This window comes from Nitrospirillum iridis (genome assembly GCF_014205765.1).
GTDB lineage: Bacteria > Pseudomonadota > Alphaproteobacteria > Azospirillales > Azospirillaceae > Nitrospirillum > Nitrospirillum iridis.
This window is the reverse complement of the sequence record NZ_JACIIZ010000005.1, coordinates 395083-421390: the sequence shown is the minus strand read 5'-3', so window position 1 is coordinate 421390 and position 26308 is coordinate 395083. Positions and strand designations below refer to the sequence as shown.

The 26308-nt window shown below is 68.6% G+C and carries 29 protein-coding genes; 12 read left to right on the top strand and 17 right to left on the bottom strand.

Annotation, left to right across the window (positions count from 1 at the left end; translation table 11 throughout):
* Positions 1-308: 308 nt before the first annotated feature.
* Entirely contained in the window at positions 309-1703 is a 1395-nt protein-coding gene (locus FHS74_RS11555; RefSeq protein WP_184800491.1) for a class II 3-deoxy-7-phosphoheptulonate synthase, read from the top strand.
* A 77-nt stretch (positions 1704-1780) separates the two neighbouring features.
* Here FHS74_RS11555 and FHS74_RS11550 read toward each other — a convergent pair whose 3' ends face one another.
* Complete coding sequence (locus tag FHS74_RS11550; protein ID WP_184800489.1) at positions 1781-2212, bottom strand: OsmC family protein; 432 nt, start codon at positions 2210-2212, stop codon at positions 1781-1783.
* Between the two features lie 149 nt (positions 2213-2361).
* Between FHS74_RS11550 and FHS74_RS11545 the strand changes: the two genes are divergently transcribed.
* A complete protein-coding gene (locus FHS74_RS11545; protein ID WP_184800487.1) occupies positions 2362-3255 on the top strand; it encodes a hypothetical protein in 894 nt (297 codons plus the stop codon).
* A gap of 85 nt (positions 3256-3340) precedes the next feature.
* On the opposite strand, the gene FHS74_RS11540 is transcribed toward FHS74_RS11545, so the two are convergent.
* The 3 genes from FHS74_RS11540 to FHS74_RS11530 form a co-directional block, all read right to left on the bottom strand.
* Positions 3341-3868: a hypothetical protein gene (locus tag FHS74_RS11540; protein WP_184800485.1), complete on the bottom strand. Its 528-nt coding sequence runs from the start codon at positions 3866-3868 to the stop codon at positions 3341-3343.
* Between the two features lie 88 nt (positions 3869-3956).
* A complete protein-coding gene (locus tag FHS74_RS11535) occupies positions 3957-4652 on the bottom strand; it encodes an aspartate/glutamate racemase family protein (protein WP_184800483.1) in 696 nt (231 codons plus the stop codon).
* Between the two features lie 34 nt (positions 4653-4686).
* Positions 4687-5235: a TetR/AcrR family transcriptional regulator gene (locus tag FHS74_RS11530; RefSeq protein WP_184800481.1), complete on the bottom strand. Its 549-nt coding sequence runs from the start codon at positions 5233-5235 to the stop codon at positions 4687-4689.
* A 99-nt stretch (positions 5236-5334) separates the two neighbouring features.
* Between FHS74_RS11530 and FHS74_RS11525 the strand changes: the two genes are divergently transcribed.
* The gene (locus FHS74_RS11525; RefSeq protein ID WP_184800479.1) at positions 5335-6234 is read left to right on the top strand and encodes an alpha/beta hydrolase family protein; all 900 of its coding nucleotides are present in this window, start codon (positions 5335-5337) and stop codon (positions 6232-6234) included.
* Here FHS74_RS11525 and FHS74_RS11520 read toward each other — a convergent pair.
* Positions 6231-6905 (bottom strand): hypothetical protein, encoded by a 675-nt coding sequence (locus tag FHS74_RS11520; RefSeq protein WP_184800477.1) that lies wholly within the window; start codon positions 6903-6905, stop codon positions 6231-6233. The genes FHS74_RS11525 and FHS74_RS11520 overlap by 4 nt on opposite strands.
* A gap of 235 nt (positions 6906-7140) precedes the next feature.
* Here FHS74_RS11520 and FHS74_RS11515 point away from each other — a divergent pair, with 235 nt between their 5' ends.
* Complete coding sequence (locus FHS74_RS11515; RefSeq protein WP_184800475.1) at positions 7141-9369, top strand: DUF6600 domain-containing protein; 2229 nt, start codon at positions 7141-7143, stop codon at positions 9367-9369.
* A 28-nt stretch (positions 9370-9397) separates the two neighbouring features.
* Here the strand turns inward: FHS74_RS11515 and FHS74_RS11510 are convergent, their stop codons facing one another.
* Together FHS74_RS11510 and FHS74_RS30145 are read right to left on the bottom strand one after the other, a co-directional pair.
* Positions 9398-9715 carry a chorismate mutase gene (locus FHS74_RS11510; RefSeq protein ID WP_184800473.1) on the bottom strand — a complete coding sequence of 106 codons (318 nt, stop codon included), beginning with the start codon at positions 9713-9715 and terminating at the stop codon, positions 9398-9400.
* 83 nt (positions 9716-9798) lie between these two features.
* Positions 9799-10323: a hypothetical protein gene (locus FHS74_RS30145; RefSeq protein WP_211106228.1), complete on the bottom strand. Its 525-nt coding sequence runs from the start codon at positions 10321-10323 to the stop codon at positions 9799-9801.
* Positions 10324-10600: 277 nt separating this feature from the next.
* Between FHS74_RS30145 and FHS74_RS11500 the strand changes: the two genes are divergently transcribed.
* The 3 genes from FHS74_RS11500 to FHS74_RS11490 all read left to right on the top strand — a co-directional run bounded on the left by FHS74_RS11500 (position 10601) and on the right by FHS74_RS11490 (position 14138).
* Positions 10601-11140 (top strand): hypothetical protein, encoded by a 540-nt coding sequence (locus FHS74_RS11500; RefSeq protein ID WP_184800469.1) that lies wholly within the window; start codon positions 10601-10603, stop codon positions 11138-11140.
* A 288-nt stretch (positions 11141-11428) separates the two neighbouring features.
* Positions 11429-12643, top strand: coding sequence for a glycoside hydrolase family 27 protein (locus tag FHS74_RS11495; RefSeq protein WP_184800467.1), 1215 nt, complete (start codon positions 11429-11431; stop codon positions 12641-12643).
* A 244-nt stretch (positions 12644-12887) separates the two neighbouring features.
* Complete coding sequence (locus FHS74_RS11490) at positions 12888-14138, top strand: alkaline phosphatase family protein (RefSeq protein ID WP_211106227.1); 1251 nt, start codon at positions 12888-12890, stop codon at positions 14136-14138.
* A 10-nt stretch (positions 14139-14148) separates the two neighbouring features.
* On the opposite strand, the gene FHS74_RS11485 is transcribed toward FHS74_RS11490, so the two are convergent.
* Genes FHS74_RS11485 through FHS74_RS11470 form a run of 4 tightly spaced genes read right to left on the bottom strand, consistent with a single transcriptional unit; the run spans position 14149 to position 16162 of the window.
* A complete protein-coding gene (locus tag FHS74_RS11485; protein WP_184800465.1) occupies positions 14149-14925 on the bottom strand; it encodes a sulfite exporter TauE/SafE family protein in 777 nt (258 codons plus the stop codon).
* Between the two features lie 5 nt (positions 14926-14930).
* Positions 14931-15392 (bottom strand): DUF6691 family protein, encoded by a 462-nt coding sequence (locus FHS74_RS11480; RefSeq protein ID WP_184800463.1) that lies wholly within the window; start codon positions 15390-15392, stop codon positions 14931-14933.
* Between the two features lie 3 nt (positions 15393-15395).
* Positions 15396-15821 carry a YeeE/YedE family protein gene (locus tag FHS74_RS11475; RefSeq protein ID WP_184800461.1) on the bottom strand — a complete coding sequence of 142 codons (426 nt, stop codon included), beginning with the start codon at positions 15819-15821 and terminating at the stop codon, positions 15396-15398.
* A complete protein-coding gene (locus FHS74_RS11470; RefSeq protein ID WP_246463054.1) occupies positions 15818-16162 on the bottom strand; it encodes an ArsR/SmtB family transcription factor in 345 nt (114 codons plus the stop codon). The genes FHS74_RS11475 and FHS74_RS11470 overlap by 4 nt, the downstream gene beginning before the upstream one ends.
* Before the next feature lie 123 nt (positions 16163-16285).
* Between FHS74_RS11470 and FHS74_RS11465 the strand changes: the two genes are divergently transcribed.
* Positions 16286-17149 (top strand): MBL fold metallo-hydrolase, encoded by an 864-nt coding sequence (locus FHS74_RS11465; protein ID WP_184800459.1) that lies wholly within the window; start codon positions 16286-16288, stop codon positions 17147-17149.
* A 57-nt stretch (positions 17150-17206) separates the two neighbouring features.
* On the opposite strand, the gene FHS74_RS11460 is transcribed toward FHS74_RS11465, so the two are convergent.
* The 3 genes from FHS74_RS11460 to FHS74_RS11450 all read right to left on the bottom strand — a co-directional run bounded on the left by FHS74_RS11460 (position 17207) and on the right by FHS74_RS11450 (position 20276).
* Positions 17207-18325, bottom strand: a complete 1119-nt coding sequence (locus tag FHS74_RS11460) for an alpha/beta fold hydrolase (protein WP_184800457.1) — start codon at positions 18323-18325, stop codon at positions 17207-17209.
* A gap of 142 nt (positions 18326-18467) precedes the next feature.
* The gene (locus FHS74_RS11455) at positions 18468-19829 is read right to left on the bottom strand and encodes a chloride channel protein (protein ID WP_184800455.1); all 1362 of its coding nucleotides are present in this window, start codon (positions 19827-19829) and stop codon (positions 18468-18470) included.
* 102 nt (positions 19830-19931) lie between these two features.
* On the bottom strand, positions 19932-20276 hold the full coding sequence (locus tag FHS74_RS11450; protein WP_184800453.1) for a BufA1 family periplasmic bufferin-type metallophore: 345 nt from the start codon (positions 20274-20276) through the stop codon (positions 19932-19934).
* A 207-nt stretch (positions 20277-20483) separates the two neighbouring features.
* Here FHS74_RS11450 and FHS74_RS11445 point away from each other — a divergent pair, with 207 nt between their 5' ends.
* The 4 genes from FHS74_RS11445 (at position 20484) to FHS74_RS11430 (ending at position 24512) form a co-directional block, all read left to right on the top strand.
* Positions 20484-22748 carry a tetratricopeptide repeat protein gene (locus FHS74_RS11445; protein WP_184800451.1) on the top strand — a complete coding sequence of 755 codons (2265 nt, stop codon included), beginning with the start codon at positions 20484-20486 and terminating at the stop codon, positions 22746-22748.
* Positions 22749-22808: 60 nt separating this feature from the next.
* On the top strand, positions 22809-23492 hold the full coding sequence (locus tag FHS74_RS11440) for an alpha/beta fold hydrolase (RefSeq protein WP_184800449.1): 684 nt from the start codon (positions 22809-22811) through the stop codon (positions 23490-23492).
* A 71-nt stretch (positions 23493-23563) separates the two neighbouring features.
* Positions 23564-23920 (top strand): PadR family transcriptional regulator, encoded by a 357-nt coding sequence (locus tag FHS74_RS11435; RefSeq protein ID WP_211106226.1) that lies wholly within the window; start codon positions 23564-23566, stop codon positions 23918-23920.
* Complete coding sequence (locus FHS74_RS11430; protein WP_184800446.1) at positions 23910-24512, top strand: HAAS signaling domain-containing protein; 603 nt, start codon at positions 23910-23912, stop codon at positions 24510-24512. The genes FHS74_RS11435 and FHS74_RS11430 overlap by 11 nt, the downstream gene beginning before the upstream one ends.
* A gap of 22 nt (positions 24513-24534) precedes the next feature.
* Here FHS74_RS11430 and FHS74_RS11425 read toward each other — a convergent pair whose 3' ends face one another.
* The 3 genes from FHS74_RS11425 to FHS74_RS11415 form a co-directional block, all read right to left on the bottom strand.
* A complete protein-coding gene (locus tag FHS74_RS11425; RefSeq protein WP_184800445.1) occupies positions 24535-24735 on the bottom strand; it encodes a helix-turn-helix transcriptional regulator in 201 nt (66 codons plus the stop codon).
* 54 nt (positions 24736-24789) lie between these two features.
* Entirely contained in the window at positions 24790-25212 is a 423-nt protein-coding gene (locus tag FHS74_RS11420) for a hypothetical protein (protein WP_184800444.1), read from the bottom strand.
* Positions 25213-25381: 169 nt separating this feature from the next.
* Complete coding sequence (locus FHS74_RS11415; RefSeq protein ID WP_184800443.1) at positions 25382-26131, bottom strand: substrate-binding periplasmic protein; 750 nt, start codon at positions 26129-26131, stop codon at positions 25382-25384.
* Between the last annotated feature and the right edge of the window lie 177 nt (positions 26132-26308).

The following is a 26308-nucleotide window of genomic DNA, read 5'->3' as shown; positions in this document are numbered from 1 at the left end:
AGCCCGTTTTGGGCAGGAAAATGACTTCCAGCCTATACTATTCCGGCTAGGCCTTGGCTCGGCCATCTGGATAGGGTGGCTGGTGTTCCAAGCCTTGCGGCGGCCGGCAACCGCGTTTGCCGGGTAACAGTAATGCGCAGCGGGGGGCTTAGAAGACTGGAAAAGTATAAAATCCGGCAGTACATAACGAGACCGGCTTGCTGCCAGACTTGGGAGGGCGTCACCGCCCGCGACTGTCGGGGTTTCCCCGATCGCTACACCTGAGGTCCGGAATCCCGGCCGGTTTCACGGGTTTTAAGAGGTGGGTCATGGCACTGGAAAAGGCGGGGCGCTGGGCGCCCGATAGCTGGCGGTCTCGGGAAGTGCGGCAGATGCCGTCATATCCGGACACCCAGCGCCTGCATGCCGTGGAGGCCCGCCTTGCCAATTATCCGCCGCTGGTCTTCGCGGGTGAGGCCCGGCGCCTGAAGGAGCATCTGGGCCGCGTGGCCAAGGGCCAGAGCTTCCTGCTGCAGGGCGGCGATTGCGCCGAGAGCTTTGCCGAGTTCCATCCCAACAACATCCGCGACACCTTCCGCGTGATGCTCCAGATGGCGGTGGTGCTGACCTTCGGTGGCGCCACGCCAGTGGTCAAGGTCGGTCGCATGGCCGGGCAGTTCGCCAAGCCGCGCTCCGCCGACCTCGAGGATATTGGCGGCGTGTCGCTCCCCTCCTACCGGGGGGACATCATCAACGGCTTCGACTTCACGGCCGAGGCGCGGGTGCCTGATCCGGAGCGCATGGTCCAGGCCTACAACCAGGCGGCCAGCACGCTGAACCTGCTGCGCGCCTTCGCCCAGGGCGGTTACGCCGACCTGCAGAAGGTGCACCAGTGGAATCTGGGTTTCGTCGATCGCAGCCCGCAGGGCGAGCGCTACCGCGATCTGGCCAACCGGCTGGATGAGGCGCTGGCCTTCATGGCCGCCTGCGGCATCACGGCGGAAACCACCGCCCAGATCCGCGAGACGGAGTTCTTCACCAGCCATGAGGCCTTGCTGCTGCCGTATGAGCAGGCGCTGACCCGCGTCGACAGCACCACGGGTGACTGGTACGACGTGTCGGCCCATATGTTGTGGATCGGCGACCGCACCCGCCAGCTGGATGGCGCGCACGTGGAATTCCTGCGCGGCGTGAAGAACCCCATCGGGCTCAAGTGCGGCCCGACCACGGACCCGGATGACCTGATCCGCCTGATCGACGTCCTGAACCCGGCGGACGAGGCCGGGCGCCTGACCCTCATCGCCCGCATGGGCCATGACAAGGTGGCGGACAAGCTGGCGCCCCTGCTGCGCCGCGTGCGGGACGAAGGCCGCACGGTGGTGTGGAGCTGCGACCCCATGCACGGCAACACCATCAAGTCGGCCACCGGCTACAAGACGCGCCCGTTCGAGCGCATCCTGGCCGAGGTGCGCGGCTTCTTCGAGGCCTGCCGCGCCGAGGGCGTGCACGCCGGCGGCGTGCATTTCGAGATGACCGGCCAGGACGTGACGGAGTGCACGGGCGGCGCCCAGGCCATCACCGAACACGCCTTGGCCCAGCGTTACCACACCGCCTGCGATCCGCGCCTGAACGCCAACCAGGCGCTGGAATTGGCGTTCCTGGTGGCTGAGGGGCTGAAAGCCTCACGCACTGGTCAGCCACGCCGAACCGAGGCGGCGGAATAAGGATCATTCCGCTTTCGCAATAAAAATGGGCGGGTGTCGCGAGACCCCGCCCATTTTGTTGTGGGCAGGGGCCGGCCTCAAGCCAAGGCGGCGTCCAGGGTGATCTCCGCATTCAGCACGCGGGACACCGGGCAGTTGGCCTTGGCCTCGGCGGCGATGTCCTGGAACTTGCCAGGCTCGATGCCCGGGACCTTTGCCCGCACCGTCAGCTTGACAGCGGAGATGCGCCAGCCGGCGCCTTCGCCCTCCATGGTCAGCAGGGCGTCGGACTTGATCTCGTCCGGGGTGAAGCCGGCCCCGGACAGCATGAAGGCCAGGGCCATGCTGAAGCAGCCGGCGTGGGCGGCGGCGATCAGTTCTTCCGGATTGGTGCCTTTGCCATCGCCGAAACGGGCGATGTAGGAATAGGGCACGCTGGACAACGTCGCGCTCTGCGTCGTCAGGGTGCCGTCGCCGTCCTTGCCGGTGCCGTGCCAGACGGCATTCGCGGTGCGCTTCAACTGGGCCATGGCCGTTCTCCTAGTTGCGTGGGGTAAACCCTTTGCCCGCTCTACCAGTGGGCCGGGTGCTGGGATTAGACTAGCAAGCTACCGTGTCAGTTCCATGCGCTTGGTCCGTGATGCGCGGACCGCAACCATTCCAGGGTCTCCATGCACCATTGCCGTCGTCCCCCCGCCAGCCCCCGCCCCCCCTCGTGAGGCGGGCGCCGCTCGCGGCTCTGCTGCTCGCCGCCTGCCTGATGGTGCTCCCGCCACTGGCCCCGGTTCCCGCTTGGTCGCAGTCCTACCAGGATAAGGCGTGGCGGCGGGAGGACGCGGCCACCCTGGCCTTCCAGGGTGAAATCCTTCCCCGCCGCTTCCTGCCCGGGGAGCACCCGGCGGGGGACGCGGAGCTGCTGGCCCGCCACCTGACGCCGGAGACGCGGACCCTGGTGCTGGACTCCGGCGGCGGCGATGTCGCCGTGGCGCTGGAAATGGCGCGCCTGATCCATGACCGCCGCCTGGACGTGGTGGTGCGGGGGCGCTGCGCGTCCGCTTGCGCCCTGCTGCCTTTCCTGGCCGGCCAGCGCAAGACGGTGGCCCCGGGCGCGGTGGTGGAGTTCCATTCGACCAACAGCCTGGATCCGCGCGATACGCTGGATGCGCGCGCCCGCCTGATCCAGGAGATGGCGGCCATCCGCGACCAGTTGCCCGACCTGTCCCGGGACGGCGTCACCGTGACGCCGCCGGACCTGGGCGCCGCCACGGTCGAGGCCATCCTGGGCGCGCGCCGGCAGAACGCCGCCAACCTGCGCCAGGCGATCGCGGCGCTGTATCGGGAATGGGGCGTGGCGCCCACGCTGCTGGATGACATCGATCAGGCGACGGACGACTATCTGGCCGCCCATCCGGGCATCGCCCGCGACCAGGTGTGGTGGTGGTTGACGCCGGGTGTCCTGGCCGATGGCTATGGGGTCGCCGGGCTGACGGCGCATGACCCCTTCCTGGCGCCGGACGCGCTGGCCCAATTGGCCGCACGCTTTGGTGGTGTCCACCTGCCGCGTGATCACTAGGGCGGACGGCGCGAGGGGCGGAATCGTCCTGAAGCGTCAAGCCGCGCGGGGCCAGGCTCATCCATCGGCGGCTGCGGAACGCGACTCAGGAACTGTGGCGATCCATCCACCACAGGCGGCTGAGGGTCCGCACGTCTTCCATTTGCCGATCCTGCACCCCGGCCATACCCCCTGTCCAGGTCTCGAACGCGGCACTGCCGTCCATGGCGCGCACATTTTGCGGCAGGGTGCGGATCAGGCTGGTCGTATCTTCCCCACTGTCGTAATCGTGTCCCAACTGCTGGAAATAGAAGCCTGGCAAGGTGAAGCGGGGGCGGCCGTGATAGGCCAGGACGACGGTGTCGTAGGTGCGTCCGCCCAGCGTCGCCGCCGTTTGCAGCAGGGCGCGCAGCATGTCCTGCGGGCCAGCGGTGGTGCGGGCACCCCAGACATCGATCACCAGACTGTCCGGCAGAACAAGTCCCCGGTGGTATGCGACCACGCTGACGGGCGCGTTGCGCGGATCCCTATCCAGGACTCGGGCCACAGGCAGGGTGACACACACCAGATTCCATCCGGTGATGCCCAGGGCCACGATGGCCAGGCCGACGGCCCCCTTCGCCCACTTCTTCAACGCCCATACCCCGCCAGCCGACGCTTACCAACGCCATGCTAACGTGCCCATGGGGGAATGCAATCCATGGGCGTAAAAGTTTTATATATTAATATGTTAACGCGAAGCTCATCGCCGTTTCCGCGTGCAGACGCGTGGTGTCAAAAACCGGCAGGTCGCTGTCGGCTTGATCCATGATCATACCAATTTCCGTGCAGCCCAGGATGACGCCATCCGCCCCGCCGTCACGCAGGCGCGCCACTTGGTCCAGGATCAGCGCCTTGGATTCCGGTCGTACGATGCCGCGGCACAACTCCTCGTAAATGATGCGGTGGACGGCATCGCGGCCGGCGGCGTCGGGCACCAGGGCGTCCACGCCATAATGCTGGGCCAGGTGCCCGCGGTAGAAGTCCTGTTCCATGGTGTAGCGGGTGGCCAGCAAGGCCGGGCGAACGCTGCCGGCGGCGGCCAGGGCCCGGCCGGTGGCGTCGGCGATGTGCAGCAGGGGGATGGTGGTGGCGGCGCGCACGGCATCCGCCGTCTTGTGCATGGTGTTGGCGCCGATCATCAGCGCCTCCGCGCCTGCGTCCTGCAAGCGACGGGCGGCGTCAGCCATCAGCGCGCCCGCGCCCGCCCAGTCACCCGCCTGTTGTCTGTCCGCGACTTCGGCGAAATCCACGGACCACAGCAGGACTCGGGCGGAGTGCAGGCCGCCCAGCCGGTCACGGGCGATGGTATTCAAATGGCGGTAGTAGAGGGTGGTGCTTTCCCAGCTCATGCCCCCGATCAAGCCCAACAGACGCATGGCAGTGCCCCTTTTTCCTGTCAGGAAAACGGTCTCACAGGACCATGGACGCCGCCAGTTTGAACGGCGCACGGGTGCGTTGCACCCGGGCCAGCAGCCAGGCGCCCTCCAGCGCGATGAAAAAACGCGCCGCCCGTTCCCGCGGATCGCTGACGCCCAGGCGCTCGGCATGGCCGGCGGTGCGGGCGGCCCAATCCTCCAGCACCTCGGCCACCACGGCGGACAGGCGGGTGGAGTCCGGGATGGCCCCGATGACCAGGGCGGTGACGGGGCAGCCGTCACGCCAGTCCGACGCCTCGAACCAATCGGCGATGATGTCGGCCAGGGCGTGAACGCCGTCGGCGAAGGTGGGCGCGTCGATGAAGGCCTGGTCGATCAGGCGGGCAATGCGGTGGCCGGCCAGGCGGGCCGCTTCCTCCGCCAGCTCTTCCTTGCCGCCGGGGAAGTGGTGGTAGAACGAACCTTTCGGCGCACCGCTGACGGCGATGATCTCGTTCAGCCCGACGCCATTATAGCCCTTGCGCCGGAACAGGGTCACGGCGGTATCGACGAAATGCTTCTTGGCATCGGACGGGCGCGGCATGCCCCTTCATGCCAATTGTATGTCGGTCGGTCTAGTGATATCCATTCTATGGTGATCACCATAAAACGGGTTCCGAGGCCCGAGGGGCGGGAGGAGCACATGCCGGTGGACAAGCAGGAGCAGGCCACGGGGGAACAGGCCATGGGGGAACAGGCGGTGCGGATCACCACGCCCGATGGCGCCCAGCTGGCTGGCCGGCTGATGCTGCCGCCGGCGGTGCCAACGCCCGAGATCGCCATCGTCATACACGGCGCCACGGGGGTGCCGCGTGACTACTATGCCCGCTTCGCTGTCTGGCTGGCGGGTGCCAGGGACGCGGCAGTGCTGACCTATGATTATCGCGACTTCGGCGCCTCGGCGGCCGGCCCGGTCCGCCACTCCGACGCCACCATGGCCGTCTGGGGCGTGGTCGATCAGGCGGCGGCCCTGGATTATCTGTGCGACCGGTTTCCGGATGCGGAGATCTGGGTTGTCGGCCATTCGCTCGGCGGCATGTGCCTGCCCTTTCATGCCAATGCCGGGCGGGTGGCGCGGCTGATCGCCGTCGCTTCCGGCCCCGCGCATTGGACCAAGCATCCGTGGCGCTACACGCCCTCGGTCATCGCCTTCTGGTTCCTGCTGGGGCCGCTGGCCACGCGGCTGTGGGGCTATCTGCCCGGGCGGCTGCTAGGCCTGGGCGCCGACCTGCCCAAGGGTGTGTTCTGGCAATGGCGGCGCTGGTGCACCTCACGTGGCTTCTACCGGGTGGATTGGGGGCGGGCCATGCCCCACCCAATGCCCGACCGCATGACAGGTGCCGTCACCCTTGTGGGCATTGCGGATGATGAGATGATGCCGCCGGAACGGGTGCGCCGACTGGCTGACTTCTACCCGGCGGCCACCATCCGCCACCGCGTCATCACCCCGGCGGAGGCTGGGGTCAAGGCCATCGGCCATCTGCGCCTGTTTGCCGAACGCAACGCCCAGGCTTGGCCCTTGCTGCTGGAAGGCGCCGTTTAAGCCGCCTGGGCTTCCGCCTGTGGGGCCACCGCCCGTTCCAGCCGGCCCAGCAGGATGCCGAACAGGGCGGTTTCGGCCTGGCATAGGGCCTGCAGCCGGGCGGGGTCCCAGGCCCCGACCGCCGCCAACCGGGTGGCCATGTCGGCCAGGTGCCCCTGTTCCTCGGCCAGCAGGCTTTTGAGCGAAATCTTGGACCCGGCCTGGCGCAGCGCCGTCTCATACAGATGGTAGAACCACACGGCGCGGAACTCGATGATCAGCGACATGTGCAGGTACAGCACCTTGGATCGCGGTGGCTCATCCGCCAGCGCCTGCTCCACGGCGATATCCAGCTTTTGGAAATACAGGCGGCCGGCGGCCGGTGACAGCAGGTCGGCCTGGACATAGTCCAGTGGGCGGCGGGCCACCCCCTCGGCATGGCGCTTGAAGAAAAAGGCGTGCCGCGCCTCCTCCGCCAGATGTTTCAGGGTGGGCTGGTCCATGCCGGGGCCGTGCTGGGTGGCCATGATCTTGTGGCTGCCCATATGTTCCATCAGCGACAACTCGTTCATGAAACAGGCATGGGAGGCGGGTGCCCGCATGACATGCGCCAGGAAGGACTGGACCCGGGGCAGCAGGGCCGCATTGTCCGCCTCGAACCGGGCGCGCACCATATCCAATGACATCCGCATGACCTTAGACCTTTTCCTCAGGCTTCCTGACGCGGCCGCACTCTGCGCGCAGGGCTTGAGACCGGGCAATATGAATCGCCCGCCGGCCAAATCGGGGCCATCATTCGTCGTAGTTATGCCACCATCGGCGCGCAGCCTGGGTTGACCTGAACGAACCAGGGTGGAACCTGTCATCATGCCCCCAACACCCCTCCAACCCATGGTGTCCCAGCGGCCGGTCTCGCGGCGATCGGGCATGGCCCGCGGCACCATGACGGCGCTGGCGGTCCTTCTGGCCTTTTCCCCCCTTGCCGCCACCCGGGTTTTGGCGCAGGACGACCCCGCAGCCTATGACGCCGCCGGCGACCAATATTCCGGCGACCCGCCGGCCCGGGTCGGACGATTGGCGCGGGTGCGCGGCACCGTGTCCTTCCACACGGCCGATGCCACGCAGTGGGACACCGCCATCCCCAACTATCCGCTGACCAGCGGCAACGCCCTGTGGACGGAGCCGGGCGCCAGCGCCACCGTGGAGGTCTCCGCCACCCGGCTGGTCATGGATGGGGCCACCGAGCTGGACATCGACACGCTGGATGATCGCACCCTGGATGCCAACGTGGCCCAGGGGCGGGTCTATGTGCGGATCCGCGGCTTGCTGCCTGAGGAAAGCTACAGCCTGCGCACGCCGCGGGGCATGGTCACTTTGAACGCCCCGGGGCGGTATGAGATCGTGGCCGGTGACCGTGACACGCCCACCCGCGTCACCGTGCTGGAGGGGACGGCGCAACTCAGCGGCGACGGCCTGTCGCTGCGGCTGAACGGCGGCCAGACGGGGGAGATCACCGGCGACAACCCGCCCAATGTCAGCGTGCGGCCGGCTGACCACGATTCCTTCCTGCTGGCGGCCCTGGCGGCTGATCGGGTCGGCTCCTCCACCCCGCCGGCCATTGCCGCCATGCCGGGCGCCGAAGATCTTACCGCCTACGGCAGTTGGCAGGTCACGCCCGACTATGGCCAGGTGTGGTACCCGCAGGTCGATGCGGGGTGGGTCCCCTATCGCCAGGGCCACTGGGCCTTCGTGGCGCCTTGGGGATGGACCTGGATCGACGACGCGCCATGGGGTTTCGCCCCCTTCCACTATGGCCGTTGGGTGGACATTGGCGGGCGTTGGGCCTGGGCTCCGGCCGGCGCGGTCATCACCGCAGGCCCGCCGCCCCCGCCGGTTTATGCTCCGGCGCTGGTCGCTTTTTTCGGCGCTGGCGTGGCGGTGGGCATCGGTGTCGGTGGCCACCCCCCGGTGGGCTGGTGCCCGCTCGGCTGGCAAGAGCCCTATCATCCCTGGTACCGGGCCAGTCCGCGCTATGTTGAGTATGTGAACCGTCCGGTGGTGCGCAACCTCACCGTCGTGAACAACACCGTGAACGTCACCATCAACAACTATGTGAACCGCCGTGGCGCCTCCATGATGCCGGCGGACGCCATGGTGGGGGGACGGTCTTGGGGCCACCCCGGGGACCGCCCGGGAGAGCGCGCCTGGGATCGTCATGATGGCGGCGCCCGCCCGCTGGACGAACGGCAATTCGCCAACGCCCGCCTTGTCGCGGGGCGCCCGCCGGTGCTGCCCACCGCCGCCACCGCCGGCGTGACGCCGCAACTGGCGCAGCGACTGCACCTGCCTGGCCCGCCCGATGGCGCCGGGCCCGTCCCGCGTCCGGCCAGTCCCGGCCCCCAGTTCCGGCCTGATGGGGCGCCCGAGGCGCGCGATACCCGTCACCAGGATTGGCGGGGCCCGGACGGTACCCCGCGCGCCGATGGCCGGTCTGGTGATTTGCGGCAGGGCGACTTCCGTCAGGGCGACTTCCGGGCGGGGCAGCGGCGCCCCGACGAGCCAGGCTTACACCCGGATCGTTCCGCCCCCGCCGGCCTGCCGGCGTTGCGCGATCATGATCAGCCACCGGGCCCGCCGCCGGTGCATCCGACCGGGCCGGAGCGGTCCGGGCCGCCCCCCGGCAACCCCCAGGACCATCCGCAGCCGGGACAGGCCGGTCCGGGCCAGCCGCAACCGGCGCCGACGCCGCATGGGGAAGGGCGCCGCCCGGACGGGGGCCGCGCTGAAGAAGCCCGGCCCGAGGGTCCGCCGGTCCAGCACGCGGCACCACCGCCGGCCATTCCCCAGCCCCAGCCCCGGCCCCCCGCGGAGCCGCCGCGTCAGCCGGAGCGGCCTCAACCCCAGCGGGAGGTGGAGCGGGACGCCCATCCACAGCACCAGCCCCGGCCGGAGACCCCGCAAATGCGGCCGCAATCCCCGGCCGAACCGGCGCGTCACATGGAGCCTCAGCCCCGGCCGGAACCCCCGCACGCGCCGCCACCCCAGGCCCGGCCGGAGCCGCCCCGTCCCCAGGCGCCGCATCCCCAAGCGCCACATTCGGAGCCGCCGAAACCACCCAACCGCAAGGATGACCCGAACCCGCTGCCGCGTCCTTGACCGGCCGCGGCCCGGGGCCGGCCGAATGTCAGGCCGGATCCGCCGCGCGGAAGCTGTCGTGGTGGCGGATGACTTCCTTGATGATGAAGTTCAGGAACTTGGCCGCGAAATCCGGATCCAGGTGCGCGCCCTCGGCCAGACGGCGGAGACGCTCAATCTGCGCCGCCTCGCGGCCTGGATCGCTGCTGGGAAGATCGATTTGGGCCTTCAGCACGCCCACCTGCTGGGTGCACTTGAAGCGCTCCGCCAGCATGTAGATCAGGGCCGCGTCGATGTTATCGATGCTGTCACGCAGGCGCTTCAGTTCGGGATGGATGGCGGGGGCAGGGTGCTCAACGCCGGACATGGCCACTCCTGGAAAATCGGAACCGGGCTGACAGTACAGCCCGTACTTGCCGACGGGCAGTGAAAATTATCGGAAAGCCTTTATCACAAACGGTCGCGGATGGGATGGTGACGGGAACGACCAATGCGCAAATAGGCGCCGTCCGGACACAAACGATATGACAGGTGGGCAGGGGCGGCGCTGACGCGGGTGTGTCGGGTGACCGGCAAAGGGCGCGGATTGATGTGGGCGCCACCCATGCCATGGGCGATCCACGTGGGGATCAGAAGAGAGGTCTCATTAAATCCCGTTCGGGGGCGTTTTTTCGCCACCATTGGGTTGCCTTCTGAAGGTGCCCGGCGTGGCCGGGCCCTGTTTATGTCAGAAGGATCGAACCCATGCCTGTCCTGACCTGCCCCACCACCACCGGTCCATCCGCCGGCCCGTCTTGGCGCCGCCGCGGGATCGCGGCCTTGACCCTGGCCGTCGGTCTGGCGCTGGCGCCCCTGATGACGGCGGGGAGCGCCCAGGCGGAGGGGGTTCATCACCGAGTGGCGCATCATCACCATCATCATCACCATCATCATCGCCACCCCCCGCATCACGTCCACCATCGGGTGGTGCACCATGCGCCGGCGGCTCACCCGCATGGCTGAAGGGGGGCGCCTTCACGAGCGGCTGTTAGATAGGTCGTGATCCCCCCCTTGGGAACGCCCTGGTGGAACTTTCCTGTCCCCCAGGGCGTTTCCATATCCGCTTCCACCCTGGCGCTTGCCGATATCCCCGCCGGGGCAAAGGAGATACCCCCGCCCACACCCCATAATTTGCGGTTCGGCGACGCTTTTTCGCCACCATTGGGCGGTCCCCTTGATGTCACACCCTTCTGAAAGGAATGGAGGACGACCCATGTTAACGAAATTGACCACCACGGGCTGGGCCCGCACCGCGACAGCGATGACACTGGTCGCTGGCCTTGCTTCCGCTCCGGTTCTGAGCGTCGCCGCCTGGGCGCAGACCGTCCCGTCCGAAGATATGGGCATGCCCAGCCGCCAGGGCATGACACCGTCCACGGTCCCGCCGGCGCCGGACGCCACCTCACCCAGCCCATCCAATTCCCATACCTTGCCTGGCGATCGCGGCCAGCCCGACACCGGGACCCCCTCCACCATGCCGCCGGCGCCGTCGGATCAGAGTTCGTCCTACACCTCGCCCAGCGGCCCATCGGGCGGGATGGTCACGGAAAAGCCGCCGGTGGTGCAGCCCCTGCCGCCCCATGACCCGAACGACGACAAGGGCAAGGCCGCCAAGTCCAGGAAGGCGTCCAGGCACATGGCTCACAAGAAGTCTGATCCTGGCCAGAACAATGAGGAAGCGGCTCCGCCGCCCCCGCCACCGGCCAGCCCGGACGGCGCCGCACCCAGCCAGCCGGGCAACCCGCGGCCGTAACCATCCCTGATGGGCTATAGCCGGCTGCGTTTAATCGGAACCACATCCGGCTATAGCTGAGTCTGTCCGCGAGCAGCTTCACGCCCAAAGGCGATGCCGCCTTTGGGCAATCTGCCCTAAAGCAGCGGTGTTTGAGAACCCCGGGGGCAGTCCCCGGGGTTCTGTCATATGGGGAGAAACCGGCGCCAATTTAATTTTTTAAAAATGGTTTATTTATCTTATAATTGGCCATGGCGGCATTGGCCGTCCAAGAAACGACCCTGCGGGTCACCTTGAGGAAACGTCCCCATGCGCAGAGTGCTTCTGGCCCTGGCTGCCTTGCTTTTCGTGCCGCTGCTGTTGCTGGCCCCCCCGGCGTTGGCCGATGATCCCAATGATGTCGAGCCGCCGCGCCCCGCCAATGGCCTGGCCCTGACGCCACCCATGGGCTGGAACACCTGGAACAAATTCGGCTGTGAAATCAATGAAGAGGTCATTCGCAAAGCCGCCGATGCCCTGGTCGCCACCGGCATGGCCGGCGCCGGCTATAAATATGTGGTGATCGATGACTGTTGGCATGGCGGGCGCGACGCCCACGGCGACATGCAGGCTGACCCGGTCCGCTTTCCCTCGGGGCTCAAGGCGCTCGCCGACTACATCCATTCCAAGGGCCTGAAGTTCGGCATCTATTCCGACGCCGGCAAGATGACATGCGGCAAGCGGCCGGGCAGTCTGGGGCATGAGTATCAGGACGCGGCCCAGTATGCCGCGTGGGGCGTGGATTACCTGAAGTACGACTGGTGCTATACCGGCACGCTGGATGCCAAGGCCGCCTATACGCTGATGAGTGACGCGCTTCGGGCGTCGGGCCGCGATATCGTCTTCAGCATGTGCGAATGGGGCACGGCCAAGCCCTGGCTGTGGGCGCAGAACGTGGGCAATCTGTGGCGCAGCACCGGCGATATCTATGACGGCTGGCAGGGCAAGAAGACTTATTCCCTGGGCGTCATGGACATCGTGGATCTTCAGGCCGACCTCTACCCTTATGCCGGCCCGGGCCATTGGAACGATCCCGACATGCTGGAGGTGGGCAACGGCGGCATGACCGATACGGAATACCGCTCGCACTTCAGCCTGTGGGCGTTGATGGCGGCCCCCCTGATCGCCGGGAACGACCTCACCACCATGTCGCCCGCGACCAAGGCCATCCTGACGAATGCCGAGGTCATCGCCGTGGACCAGGATCCCCTGGGCGCCCAGGGGCGTCGCGTGGCCAAACAGGGCGACCTGGAGGTCTGGGCCCGCCCGCTGGCCAGCGGCGACCGCGCGGTGGTGCTGTTGAACCGTGGCGTCGCGCCGGCCAAGATCACCGTCAACTGGACCGACCTGGGATTCCCGGCGAAGGTGCCGGCGAAGGTGCGCGACCTGTGGTTGGCCAAGGATCAGGGCACGGTCAAAGGCGCCTACACGGCCGAGGTTGCGTCCCATGGCGTGGTCATGGTGACCATCCGCCCCGCGGTCTGATCGGCCGTTAGCCTTGGGCATCAAGGCCCGGCTCTTCCTCGGAAATTGATCAGTCCGTCGCCGGCGCTGGCCCATCCCGGGTCATGCCGGGCGACGGGCGGGGCGGGCGACGCCCGTGTCACACCGGTGGTTCGGGTGACATCGGGGGCGCGGCATCATCATGGTGTATTTTCGGGGGATGTATTCCGGGCGGGCGTATTTTCGGCGCTGGGGGCGGTCAGGCCTGGGGATGGCGATGGCGGCCATGGCGGCGCTATCCGGGTGCATTGATGTTCCCGACGGCGCGCCCCTGCCCAGCGCGGCCGCCCCGCCGCCCCCGGCCTACGTTGCCGATGCCGTGCCGCCGCCCGTGATCCTGGTGTCCATCGATGGCTTCCGCGCCGACCAGATCGATCGGGGCGCGACGCCCACATTGGCGGCGGTGGCGGCCGACGGCGTGCGGGCCAAATCCATGCGCCCCTCTTTCCCATCGCTGACGTTTCCCAACCACTACACCCTGGTGACGGGTCTCTATCCCGATCACCACGGCATCGTGAACAACGCGATGGAGGATGCGGAACTGGGCGTCTTTTCCATGAACGACCACACCGCGGTGGCTGATGCCCGCTGGTGGAACCAGGCGACTCCCCTATGGGTCAGCGTGCAGGAGCAGGGCCGGCATAGCGGGGTCATGTTCTGGCCGGGATCGGAGGCGCCCGTTCAAGGCGTGCGCCCCGATCATTGGCAGCCGTTCGATGCCAAGGTGACGCCCGACCAGCGGGTGGACACCGTGCTTGGCTGGATGGACCTCCCCGGTGACCAGCGGCCATCCTTCATCACCCTCTATTTCGACCAGGTTGATCATGCGGAGCATGAGAAGGGTCCGGGCAGCGCCCAGGCCGACGCGGCCTCCGCCCTGGTCGATCGGGCCCTGGCCCGTCTGGTGGACGGGCTGAAGCGGCGCGGCCTGTTCGACACGGTCAATCTGGTCATCGTTTCCGATCATGGCATGACGGCCACGGGCCCGGACCGGCGCATCATCCTGGACGATCTGGTCGATCCCGCCGCGCTGCACGTGGTGACCACCGGCCCGCTGGCCGGCATTGGTGTCGCACCCGGCCAGGCGGCGGTGGCCGCCCGGCTGCTGGGCCGGCATGAGCACATGGAATGCTGGCGCAAACAGGATTTGCCGACCCGCTTCCGCTACGGCACCAACGACCGGGTACCCGCCATCCTCTGCCTGGCGGACGATGGCTGGGAGGTGACCACGCGGGCAACGCTGGAACGCAACAAGGACAAGCCGGCCTCGTTGGGGGACCATGGCTATGACACGGCCAGCCCCGCGATGGGCGCCCTGTTCGTGGCTCATGGCCCGGCATTCAGGCGTGGCGCCGTGGTGCCGGAGTTTCCCAACGTCGACGTCTACCCCCTCCTGGTCCGGCTGCTGGCCATCGAGGGGGAGCGCAACGACGGGCATGTCGAGGACGTGCTGCCCATGCTGCAACCGGGGGCCTGAGCCGCCATTCTCACGGCACCGCCAGGGCGGTGACGCTGCGGTATAGGGTGTAAAGGGCGACCAGCACCAGGATGGCGGCGAACACGCGCGTCAGCATGGCTTTGCGCCGCGCCAGCCTCACGGCGACCCGCAACCCGGCGAACCCGCCCAGGCCGCCGCCCAGTATGAACCAGCCAGCCACATGCCAATCCACCAGGCCGGAGCGGGCATAGTTGGCGGCGGTGGCGAGTCCGAACGTCCCGACGGAGAACAGGGACGACCCCACGGCGTTCAGGATGGTCATGCCACTGCCCAGCATCAGTCCGGGGACGATCAGGAAGCCACCGCCGATGCCGAAAAAGCCCGACACGAAACCCGTGGCCAGGCCGACGGCCACCAGGCGGGCCGCGATGGCGGGGGTGATGTGGACCTGTGGGTCGCCCAGGTCCCCGCGTCGCCGGACCATGGACACCGCGACCGCGATCATGACCAGCGCGAACAGGGACAGCAGCCAGGCGCCGTCCACCGCCTTGCCCAGGGTTGACCCGGCCATGGCGCCGATGACACCGGTCGCGGCGAAGACGGCGGCGCAGGGCCATTTCACCGTTCCCGCCCGGGCATGCTGGGCCAGGTTGAGGAAGGCGTTGACGGCGACGCCAAGGGCGCTTGTGCCGATGGCGACATGGGGATCGGGTATGCCAACGACATAAAGCAGAAGCGGCACCGCCAGGATGGAGCCGCCGCCGCCCACCACCCCCAGGGTGAAGCCGACCACGCCGCCAGAAGCCAGGATCAAGATTATGGGCATGACCATCAATTCCGCGGCCGGGTGGGCAGCCGATTCCATAGGCTGAACCCGGCCATGCCGGCGGCCATGGCCGCCACGAACATCCACGTCTCGACCCGTCCATCGGGATCCACCAGACCCAAGGCAAGGACCGCCAGCGCCGGGCCGGGGCAATAGCCCACCAGACCCCACCCGATGCCGAACAGCGCGGCACCCGCCAGCAGGCGGCGGTCCACCCGCCTGGCGGTGGGGCCGTGGAAGGCGTCGTCCGCCAACGGGCGGGCGCGCCGGCCCGCCAGGGCGACGCCCAGCCAGGCGGTCGGAATGGCGGTGGCCATGACCAGGGCCAGACTGGGATCCCAGGTGCCGGCCCGGATTTTGGCGACATCCAGGAAACCCAACACCTTCGCGGGGGAGATCATGGCGGACATCGTCAGCCCCAGGCCGAACAGCAGGCCGGCGCCCAGCGCGAACACGAAACGCTTCATCAGTCAGCCTCCCAACGCATGGCGCAACAGGAAGACGGTCGCCATGGCGGTGACCATGAAGGTCAAGGTCGCCGCCAGCGATCGGCGCGAAAAGCGGGCCAGGCCGCAGACACCGTGGCCGCTGGTGCAGCCGCCGCCCAGGCGGGTGCCCACCCCGACCAGCAATCCCCCCAGAATCAGCCGCCAGGGTGACGGGGTCAGGCCTGACCGTGCCGGCACCCCCATCGTCAGGGCGTACAGGACGGGGGCGGCCATCAGTCCGATCAGAAAGGCGGTGCGCCAGGCGCGGTCACCCCGCCCGGCGGTCGCCAAGCCACCAAGGATGCCGCTGATGCCGGCGATGCGGCCGATGCCCAACCACAGCAGGGCCGCCGCCAGGCCGATCAACACACCGCCGGCGGCGGCGGCAAAGGGCGTGAAACCACTCATTTCCCACCCTCCGGGGCCCCGCCTTCCGGGGCGCAGAACAGTTGATAAAGCGCGCCGAGGATCGGCCCCACCTTGTCCGATCCGATGCGGTAGTGGATGACGGTTCCCTCACGCCGGGGCGCGACCAGCCCTTCGTCCCGCAGCTTGGCCAGATGCTGCGACAGGTTGGATTGCGACAGGCCCAGCCGGTGGCCCAGGTCGCCCACCGTCATTTCCCCCTGCACCAGGGTGCACAGGATCATCAGCCGGTGGCGGCTGGCCAGCGACCGCAGGAAGGCCTCCGCCTGGGCGGCGCGGGCCTCCATCTCCACCGGGTCCATCAAGGGCAACGACTGATCCATCGTACATTCCTAATGCCTAAATTAGACTTGACTAATATAACGGCTGGCGCGATCGTTGCCAACGAAAAAAGCGCGGCGGCCACCGGCGGCCCGCTGCGCGGTTCCAGGTGAGGGAGGGGCGTGATGCATCCCGATGTTCAGGCGTTTTTCGATACCGACACCAACACCGTCAGTTATCTGGTGGCCGATCCCGCCACCAGGGCGGCGGCCATCATCGACAGTGTGCTGGATTTCGATCCCAAATCGGGGCGTACCTCCACCGCGTCGGCGGACCGGCTGATCGGGGCGGTGCGTGCCCGGGGGCTGACCGTGGACTGGATCCTGGAAACCCATGTTCATGCCGACCACCTGACGGCGGCGCCCTACCTGCAGGCCGCGCTGGGCGGAAAGATCGGCATTGGCGCCCATGTCCGCCAGGTTCAGCGCGTGTTCCGGGGCGTTTTCAACCTGGAACCGGCCTTTCAGGCTGACGGGCGACCTTTCGACCACCTGTTTGAGGATGGCGAGGGTGTTCCCCTCGGATCGCTGGCCATCACCGCGTTGCATACGCCCGGTCACACGCCGGCCGACGTCACCTATCGCGTGGGCGACGCCGCCTTCGTCGGTGATACCTTGTTCCAGCCGGACTATGGCACCGCCCGCACGGATTTCCCGGGCGGTGACGCCCGGCAGCTCTACCGCTCCATCCGTCGCATCCTGGCATTGCCGCCGGAAACGCGGCTGTTCACCGGCCACGACTACAAGGCGCCGGGCCGTGACGTCTTTGTCTGGGAAAGCACGGTGGCGGCGCAGCGCGCGGCCAACGTCCATGTGCATGATGGTGTGGATGAGGACCGCTTCGTGGCGTTGCGGACCGCCCGGGATGCCGGTCTGGATATGCCCCGCCTGCTATTGCCCTCGGTGCAGGTGAATGTGCGGGCGGGGCACTTCCCCCCGCCCGAGGATAACGGCATCCGCTATCTGAAGATTCCGCTGAACGCCCTATAGGGTCTTTGTTCCGTCGGGCGATCGGTTCGGACGCTTCCATCCGAACCGATCGCACTCTCAGCCTTTGGGCGCCGTGCGGGCCAGCAGGTCGGCCAGCTTGTCCTGCCACAGCGCGGCCCAGGTATGGGTGCCGTGGCCATGGGTCTGGTCGCTGGCGGGGATCAGGATGAACTGGCCGTGGGGCAGGCGCTTCACCAGTTGCTCGGCCAGGGCCAATTCCGGTGGATTGATGAAGTCGTCGCCGGAATTGATCCAGGTGACGGGGGCGGTGATGGTTTCCAGCCGGGGCGACGGATCGTAGGTGCGCGACGCGTCCAGCTGATAGATCAGGTCGTTGGCGTCGGCATGGTCCATCTGGGCATGGGTCAGGGTGTCCACGGCGGTATCGGCCGCTTCGCGCGTGGGGTAGGCCTTCTGCATTTGAAGGGGCGCGCTGCCGGCGATGACCAGAAGGCTGGCCGCCGTGCGCAGGCCTTGCCGCGGCTGCTCGACATAGTCGCCGCCCTGCCAGGCGGGATCAGCCTTGATGGCGCTGATGGCCATCTGGCGCCACAGGCGGTTGCGGCCGGCGATGGTCTGCGGCAGGCAGGCCAGCGGCATCAGCGCGTCCATGGCCTTGGGGTAGGTCTCCCCCCAGACGAAGGCGTGCATGCAGCCCATGGATGTGCCCATGACCAGGCGCAGATGGTCCACGCCCAGGCCCCTGGTCACCAACTCATGCTCCAGCGCCACCATGTCGTCGTAGTCGTACTTGGGGAAGTGGGCGCGCAGGCCGTCGCTGGGCTTGGTGGACCGGCCGTGGCCGACATCGTCCGGCAGGATGATGAAGTAGCGCGCGGGATCCAGCACCCCGCCGGGCCGGAACAGCACATCGCTGAACTGCGGGCGCAGGAACTGGGCGCCGGTGCCGCCGGTGCCGTGCAGGATCAGGACGGCATTGTCCACGTTGCCTTTGGCGTCGCGGTGTGGTGTGCCCAGGGTGGTGTAATGCAGCCGCACCTCAGGCAGGGTCTCGCCGCTCTTGAACGTGAAGTCCGTCACCGACACGTCGCCCTCGCGGGTGACGGGGGGCGCCGGGGTGGTGGCAAGGGCGGCCGTGCTGGCCAGTGGGGTGCCGCCCAGCAGCGCGCTCAGCAGGACGGGCGCGCGCAGCGCGCGGGCGACGGATCGGATCATGGCGTGAAGGCTCCCGGCCGGTTCGTATCGTATGCAATATACGGGCGTAGTCGCCGGGGCCGGTATAGGCCGTTGGTCAGGGCGGGTGCCGTCTGGCGACGCTCTCGTGGCGGGGCATGTCGGTCAAGGTGGATGTGGGGGCTCAGCGGTTGGCGGAGGGGCCCCGGGCCTTGATGGTCTTGTGCGCCCGGTCCAGGAAGCCGTGGGACAGGGCGTGGTAGACGGCCTCCGCCCCCATCATGCGGGCGGCGCCACATCCGATCAGGCTGCCGGCCATGATGGGTACGGCCATGGCGTGGTTGCCCGTCATCTCCAGCACGATGACGAAGGCGGTGATGGGCGCCTGCACCACGCCGGCGAAGTAGGCGACCATGCCCACCAGCACCGCGACCTCCGCGTTGGCGCCGGGTAGCAGGTGACCCAGTTCCGCCCCCAGCCCCGCCCCCACCGCCAGGGAGGGGGAGAAGATGCCGCCCGGGATGCCGCTGACGGACGACAGCGCCGTGGCCAGCCATTTGGCGGGGCCGAACAGGGGGGAGACGGCGGCCGCAGCCTCAGGATGGGCGGCGACTTCCAACAGCGCCTTGGCCTGGCTGTAGCCGGTGCCGTAGGTGTCCCCGCGGGTGGCTAGGCCCAACAGGGCCATGGCCAGGCCGCACAGGGCCGCGAAGGAAACGGGGTGGGCCTTGATCCACCGACCCGCCTGGCCGGCCCGGCCCGGCCAGTGGCCCACGCCCCGGGCCATGCGCACCACCACGCGGCTGAAGGCGCCGCCGGCCAGGCCGCCCAGCACCCCGCACAGCGGCACCAGCGCCCAGTCTTGCCACGTCGCCATGTGCGCCGTGCTTTGGCCGAAGTAGAGATAGTCGCCCTGGATGGCCAGGGGGGCGGCGCCCGCCACGGTCACCGCAGCCAGCACCAGGGCGCCGGTGCGCATGTCGAAGCCACGTCCCATCTCCTCGATCGCGAAGACGATGCCGGCCAGCGGCGTGTTGAAGGCGGCGGCCACGCCAGCGGCGCCACCGGCCAGCAGCAGGCCGGGGAAGCGCCCGCCGAAGGTCGCCCCGACACGGTGCATGAGCGAGGCGCCCACCTGCACCGTCGGCCCTTCGCGCCCGATGGAGGCGCCGACCGCCAGGCCCAACAGGGTCAGCATGACCTTTCCCACCGCCAGGCGGATGGAGACCAGGGCCGTGCGCTCCGTCCGGTCGCGCAGTTCGCGGGCGGCGATGGCCTGCGGGATGCCGCTGCCCCCGGCGTTGGGGAAATAAGCGCGTGTCAGCCAGGCGGACAGCGCCAAGCCGGCCGGGGTGGCCAGCAGCGGCAGCCAGGGCCGCCCGGCTATGGCGCCGGTGAACAGTTCCTGCACCTTGTCCGCCAGCGTGGCGAAGATGACGGCAGCCAAGCCGACCAACACACCACCGCCCCAGAACACCAGCCGCCGCTGCCAGCCTTCGCGGGAGAGCCATAGGCGCCGGGTGCGGCGGTACGCTGCCAATGTCATGATGTGGGGGCCTGTTCACGCGACGGGGATGGTGCCGGATCATGCCCCTGAAGGGGGTACGGCAGGGCCGCCTATGCGGAAGCCCTGCCGCCCGCCCGGATCTTACTTGCCGTCCTTGGGCGTGCCGGTGCCATTGAAGGGCGCGGTCTTGCCGCCCATCTCGGCGCAGGTGCCGGCTTTCACCGCCTTCCAGTCCTGGCCATCGTAGTTCTTGGTGGACTGCCCGGCGCAGGAGTGCGTACCGGCGGCGTTGGCGCAGCTGTTCTGCCCGGCCTTGGAGACGCCGTAGCACTTCTCGGTAGCCTGGGCATGCGCCGGGCCGGCGAAAGCCGCCAGCGCCAGCGCGCCGGCAAGGGCGGCCGCGACGGTTACCGCGGTCTGCGGCGTGGCAGGAACATCCGCGGACGCGGTCTGCCGGACGGGGGACGGAGCACGGAATTGAGACATGGCCTTCCTCCTGTTGGGTCCGGACGGGACCAGACCGGCCCCTCCCGGGTAGGGCGAAGATAAGGGGTGCGAGCCGGCTTGCAAAACGCCCTTTCGCCCGGATCATGCGACAAAACGGATAGTATTTCGCCGGGGGCCTTTTGGCCGGGGGAATCTTGGCCGGGGGAATCTTGAATGACGGCGAACCCTGAAGAGAGCGGCGGGCCTATGAACGACACATTCCAAACCGACGATCTGCTGCGCTATGCCGTGGGCCTGCACAAGGCCGGCAAGATGGAGGCGGCCGAGGGCATCTATCGTCAGGTGCTGGCGCACGAACCGGGCCGGGGTGATGCCGCCCATCTTCTGGGCATGGCGCTGGCCCAGGCCGGCCGCCTGACCGAGGCGGAGGCCCATATCCGCGAGGCGTTGACGCGCTTCGATACCATGGCCGACCTTCACCTCTCCCTGGGCCAGGTCCTGGCCGATTTGGGCCGGGTCGAGGCGGCGGCGGCCAGTTGGCGGCGGGCGCTGGCCTTGGCCCCGCCCGACGCCCCTTGGGTGGCGGAGGTGACGGCCCGGTTGGCGGTCGTTCCCGAGATGGCGGCTGGCGCACCGCCGCGGGGGGACGCCGCCGGCCTGTTGGCGCTGGCCCGTCAGCGGCTGCGGATCAACGATCTGGGTGGGGCGGAAGCCCTGTGCCGGGAGGCGCTGGCGGAGGACGGGACGTACGCCGACGCCTGGAACATGCTGGGTGTCCTGGCCCTGCAGACCCGGGACGAGGCGGCAATCGGTCACTTCGCGGCCGCCGTCCGGTACGCCCCCCAGGTGCTGGATCATCACCGCAACCATGCCGTGGCCCTGTATCAACTGGGCCGCCCGGCGGAGGCGGCCGAGGTCTTGAACAACGCGTTGGTCGTCATCGGCGTCCGCGGGATCCTGCTGAGCGACTTGGGGGATGCGCGCTTCACCCAGGGTGACCCGTTCGCCGCCGCGGCCGCCTATCGACTGGCGTTGGACCATCTGGCGCAGGAACAGGCGCAAGCCGACGCCGGCAAGGGCCCCCCGCCAACCGTCGACCGGGGCCGGGTCCAGGGCAATTTGGCCCGCGCCCTGTGCGCCTGTGGCCTGGCCCGCGAGGCGGTGGTCGTCGCCACCGAACGGGCGGCGGTGACGCCCGGGGTGGAGGCATGGCGCGACCTGGCGGTCGCGCGGCTGGCGGCGCATGATCCGGACGGCGCGCTGGATCCCATTCTGCTGGCCGTGCGGGCGGCACCGGAGCGGGCCGATCTGCGCGTGACGGCCGCGGCAGCGCTGATCGACACCAATCGCATCGATGAGGCGGCCGAGCAGGTCGCGGCCGCGCTGTCCCTTGACCCCGACTCCGCCGAAGCCCATGCCAATGGCGGCTTCATCGCCCTGCGCCGGGGCGATCCCCAGGGAGCGGAGGCTTGCTTCCGCACCGCCGTGGCCCTGCACCCACCCACCCTGGACGCCAACAGCGCCGTCCTGCACCAGGGGCTGGGCATGGCCCTGCTGCAACAGGGCGATGTGGTCGGCGGCGCCCCGCATTTCGCCTGGCGGGCGCGCATGCCGGGCCAGGGCCCGGCCCTGGCGGATGTGCCGGTGTGGGATGGCGCGGTATGTCCCGGCCTGCATCTGGTCATCACCGCCACCCGAGGACATGGCGACGTCCTGCATTTCATCCGCTATGCCCGTCCCTTGCGGGCGGCGGGCGTGCGGGTGGCTTTCCGCGGCATGGCCACCCTGCTGGATTTGCTGGCTTCGTCCGGTCTGGTGGACGATGTCGGCACCCTGCAACAGTCGTTGCCGACGCCCCTGCCCGGCCAACGGTGGGTCCAGGCGGACTGCCTGGCCCTGCTGTCGCTGGCGGGCACGGGGCTGGGCTGGGCGGCGGACACTGTGCCGTATCTGGTGCCGCCGGCTGACGCGGTTGAAAGGTGGTCGGGCATTCTGGAAACGCTGCCGCCCCTGCGGGTGGCGTTCAGTTGGGCCGGTTCCACCCAGTTCCCTTACCATCGGCACCGGGCGCCGCGTCTGGCCCCGCTGGTGCCGCTGCTGACCGACCCGCGCCTGGCCGGCCGGGTGGGGTGGGTGTCGGTGCAGACCGACGACGGCCGCCGGGATCTGGAATCGATCGACCTGCCCATGGCCGTGCGGGAGGACTTCCTGGACATGGCCGATGGCCTGCGCACCTTCGCCGACACCGCCGCCGTTCTGGCCCAGGCGGACGTGGTGATCACCATGGACACGGCCGTGGCCCATCTGGCCGGCGGTCTGGGACGGCCCTTGTGGCTGATGCTGGACACCGGCTCCGAATGGCGCTGGCTGACCCGCCGGACGGATAGTCCCTGGTACCCCACCGCCAGCCTGTTCCGCCAAGCCCGGCCCGGCGACTGGTCTGGTGTCGTCAGCGCCCTGGCCGATGCGCTGGCGGTCCATGTCGCCCTTTGGGATAAGCCGCGGTCATGACGGCTTGACGGTGCCCCGCATGTCCCAAATCCTTCGGGGACGTGCGGGTTGGGGCTGGCGATGCGGGATCTGACAGGCGTTTTCGATCGAACCGGGGCGGTCGCCCGCCCGCCCTACCGCCGTCTGTGGGGGGAACTCTGGTCGCTTCCCAGCTATCATCCCGCTCCGCCGCCGCCCCAGCCGGCCGGTGATCGGACCGTGCTGGTCATACCCGCCTTCCTGACCAGCGACGCCTTCACCCGGCCGCTGCGTGACTTCCTGGCCCGGTGCGGCCATGCGGCGGTTCCATGGGGCCAAGGCATCAACTGGGGCCCCACCGCTGCCGCCCGAGACGGTCTGCGACGGCGGCTGGATGAGCTCCACGGCGTCTCGGGCGCGCTGGTGGATCTGGTGGGCATCAGCATGGGCGGGCTATTGGCCCGCGACCTGGCCCAGGACCGGCCGGACCGGGTGCGCCGGGTGGTGACCATCGGCAGCCCTGTGCGACTGCCCACCGCCAGCCCGTTGGAACCGCTGATCCGCCTTTGCGCCCGCCACTACCCCGAGGATCTGGATCCGGAGCGCCTGTCCCGGCCCCTCCCACTGCCCACCACCGCCATCTATAGCCGCGATGACGGCGTGGTGGCCTGGCAGAGTTGCTGGGTTCCGGAACCCCTGGGCCAGGTGGTGGCCGTGGACGGCGCCCATGTCACCATGTGCCGCAACCCCCAGGTTCTACAGGCGCTGGCGCACGCCTTGGCGTGAGGGGCCAGGCCGCGCACCTCTCATAAGCACGATATCTTGCATAGCAAGGCATCATGTGGAACAGTGCGCCCATGGATGTCACAAGCTGGCAGACGCAGTTGCGCAAGGGCGCGGCCGAACTGGTGGTGCTGGCCATCCTCGGACGGGGGGAGGCGTATGGCCTGGAAATCCTGGCCGCCGCCGGCGCCGTCGTGTCGGAGGGCGCGCTCTACCCCCTGCTCAACCGGTTGGAGCGGGATGGCAAGCTGGTGGCCCGCTGGGCGTTCGACGCCGGTGCCACCCATCCGCGCAAATACTATGCGTTGACGCCGGCGGGGCTGACCCTGCTGACGGAAATGCGGGAAATATGGAAAGGGTTCCGCCAGACCCTGACAACGCTGGTGGAAGCTGACGAACTGCTGGAGGGGGAGGGCGGTCATGGGTCTTGACGGGACATCATCGTTGCCGCCGGTGGCGGCGCTCTACATTCAGCGCCTGGGCTGGGCCTTGCGCCCGCTGCCGGAGGCCGACCGCCAGCAGATCGTGATGGAAATCCAGGCCCATCTGATCGACCGGTTGGGCCAGGGCCAAGCGGCGCTGGACGACGCCCTGCGCAAGCTGGGCGCCCCCCACGATTTTGCCCGCGCCTTTGTGCGGGAGTTCGAATTGTCGGGTGCGTTGGCCGGCACGTCGCCCGTGCCGCTGGTGTTGGCGCTCCTGGACCGGGGCGGCCGTAGCGCCCTGTCCCTGGTGTCCGGCCTGGGCGCCTTCCTGCTGTATATGATGGGGGGCGCGTTCGCCGTCATCGCCTTGTTGAAACCGGTGCTGCCGGCGCAGGTGGGGTTCTGGCGGGGGCAAGGCACCCTGCAATTCGGCATCACATCCAGCGGCACGTGGGATCCAAAGGCTGAATTGCTGGGGTATGGCATCATCCCCGTCAGCCTGGTCCTGGCGGTGCTGTGCTACATCACCGGAACGTGGCTGCTACGCACCGGCGCCCGCGCCCTGCTCGTGGATGGGGCCCCCCGGCCCCGGTCCTGAAGGCCCGCGCACCCGCATGCCGTCAGGATGACGGATCGTCGCGGAAGATCATCTCGATGGGCAGACCGAACAGGCGCCCAATCCGGAAGGCCAGTGGCAGGGAGGGGTCATAGCGCCCGGTCTCCAACGCGTTGACCGTCTGGCGCGACACCTCAAGCCGGCGGGCCAGGTCCGCCTGGGTCCAGCCATAGCGGGCGCGCATTTCACGCAGCCGGTTGTTCATGACAGTGGCCCCTCCTGGCACACGGTGCGGCGACGGCCGGGGGCCCGCCGGACCTTACTCCTCGTCATCCCGCTCCCCCTCCGACGGGTCCTCCCCCCGTGATGCCGTCAGCCGGCGGCCCAGGACTTGGCCCACGACCAACAGCAGGACCATAAGCGGCCACACCACGAACATGGACAGGCGCGGGAAGCCCGCGACCTCCAGGAAGCCATAGGTGAAGGTCAGCAAGGCCGTGCCGACGAAGGCGAAGCCGATGGCGATCAGTTGCACCCGCGCCTCTTCCGGTCCACTGCGATGCAGGTGGCGGACCACCGCCCACCAGATGCCGATGCAGGCCACCATGGGCGCCAGGGCCACCGCGGTACGGGCACCGCCCTGGGCCCAGCCGTTGTTCAGCGCCACCATGGCGAGGGTCATCAGCAGGCCGTAGGCCAGCAGGACGACGACGAATTCGATGAGGGAGCGTTTGCCGGTCATGGGGGGGCTTCCGGTGGGGCGGCGGCTCTCGCTTGAGACTGTCCGCGAGCAGCTTGACGCGCAGAGGCGATTCCGCCTTCGTGCGATCTGCTCTAACCGTCGGAGAATACAGACAGGGTGCCACCCAAGACAAGTATGCGCGACACGTTTTTCGCCCCAGCCCGTGACGTCATACGCCGGTGATCAAGCCGTTCAACGCTTCCAGCCGGCCCGCCAGGGGGCCGTCGCGGGTGATCAGCATGCGAACCTGCACGGGGGCCAGGGGAAAGGGCAGGGGCGCCAGATCGTCCGCCAGGTCCAAGCTTGCCAGGAGATGCAGCCCATTCTGGCGGACCAGGACGCAATAGTCGGCCCGCGCATGGCGGACGCGTTGCAACATGCCCGTTATCGTGCCGCTGCGTTCCAGGTTCAGGCCCCGTGCCTCCAGCGCATCCATATCGGCGCCATAAGCGCTACCCAGCGGGGCCAGGCCGACCCGCCCGAACAGGTCAGCCACGGCGTGGTATCGTTCCAGGTCCTGTCGGCGGACGAAGGCGCACACATCGTCCGTGGCATAGGGGGCGGTGTACAGCATCTGGGCCGTGCGCTCGGCGTTCCACAGGGCGGAAACCAGCAGGTCGACTTGGCCATGGGCCAGGGCCGCCAGCGCCCGCGGCCACCGGCCAAAGGTCATGGGCAGGACCGTCAGGCCCAGGTGGCCAAGCGCCGCCTCCGCCCGGTCCATTCCCAGGCCGCGCAGGCGCTCCCCCTCCTCCCAGCTATAGGGGAACCAGGCGGGGTTGCCGCCCGCGCGGATGGCGCCACTGTCGGCGCGGGCGCCCCGCGCCGACAGTGGCAGCAGCGCGGCCGCGCCGATGGCCAAGGTGTGTCGCCGGGTGATCGCGCCGGCGGCGGGCCGGTATGCGCCGCGTGCCCTCATCTGTCAGCCCCGTATCACCCCACTGGCGGCCGCCCGGGTGCCGCGGCCCTGGCGGGGACATCATCCTGGCTTCCAGCATGGCAAATGCTTGGAATGCTGTCGCCAGGGTTGTGCCGCCGCCGCCAATCTTTCATCCCGAAGACCACCAAAGGGAAAATACAAACCCCCGGGGCGCTT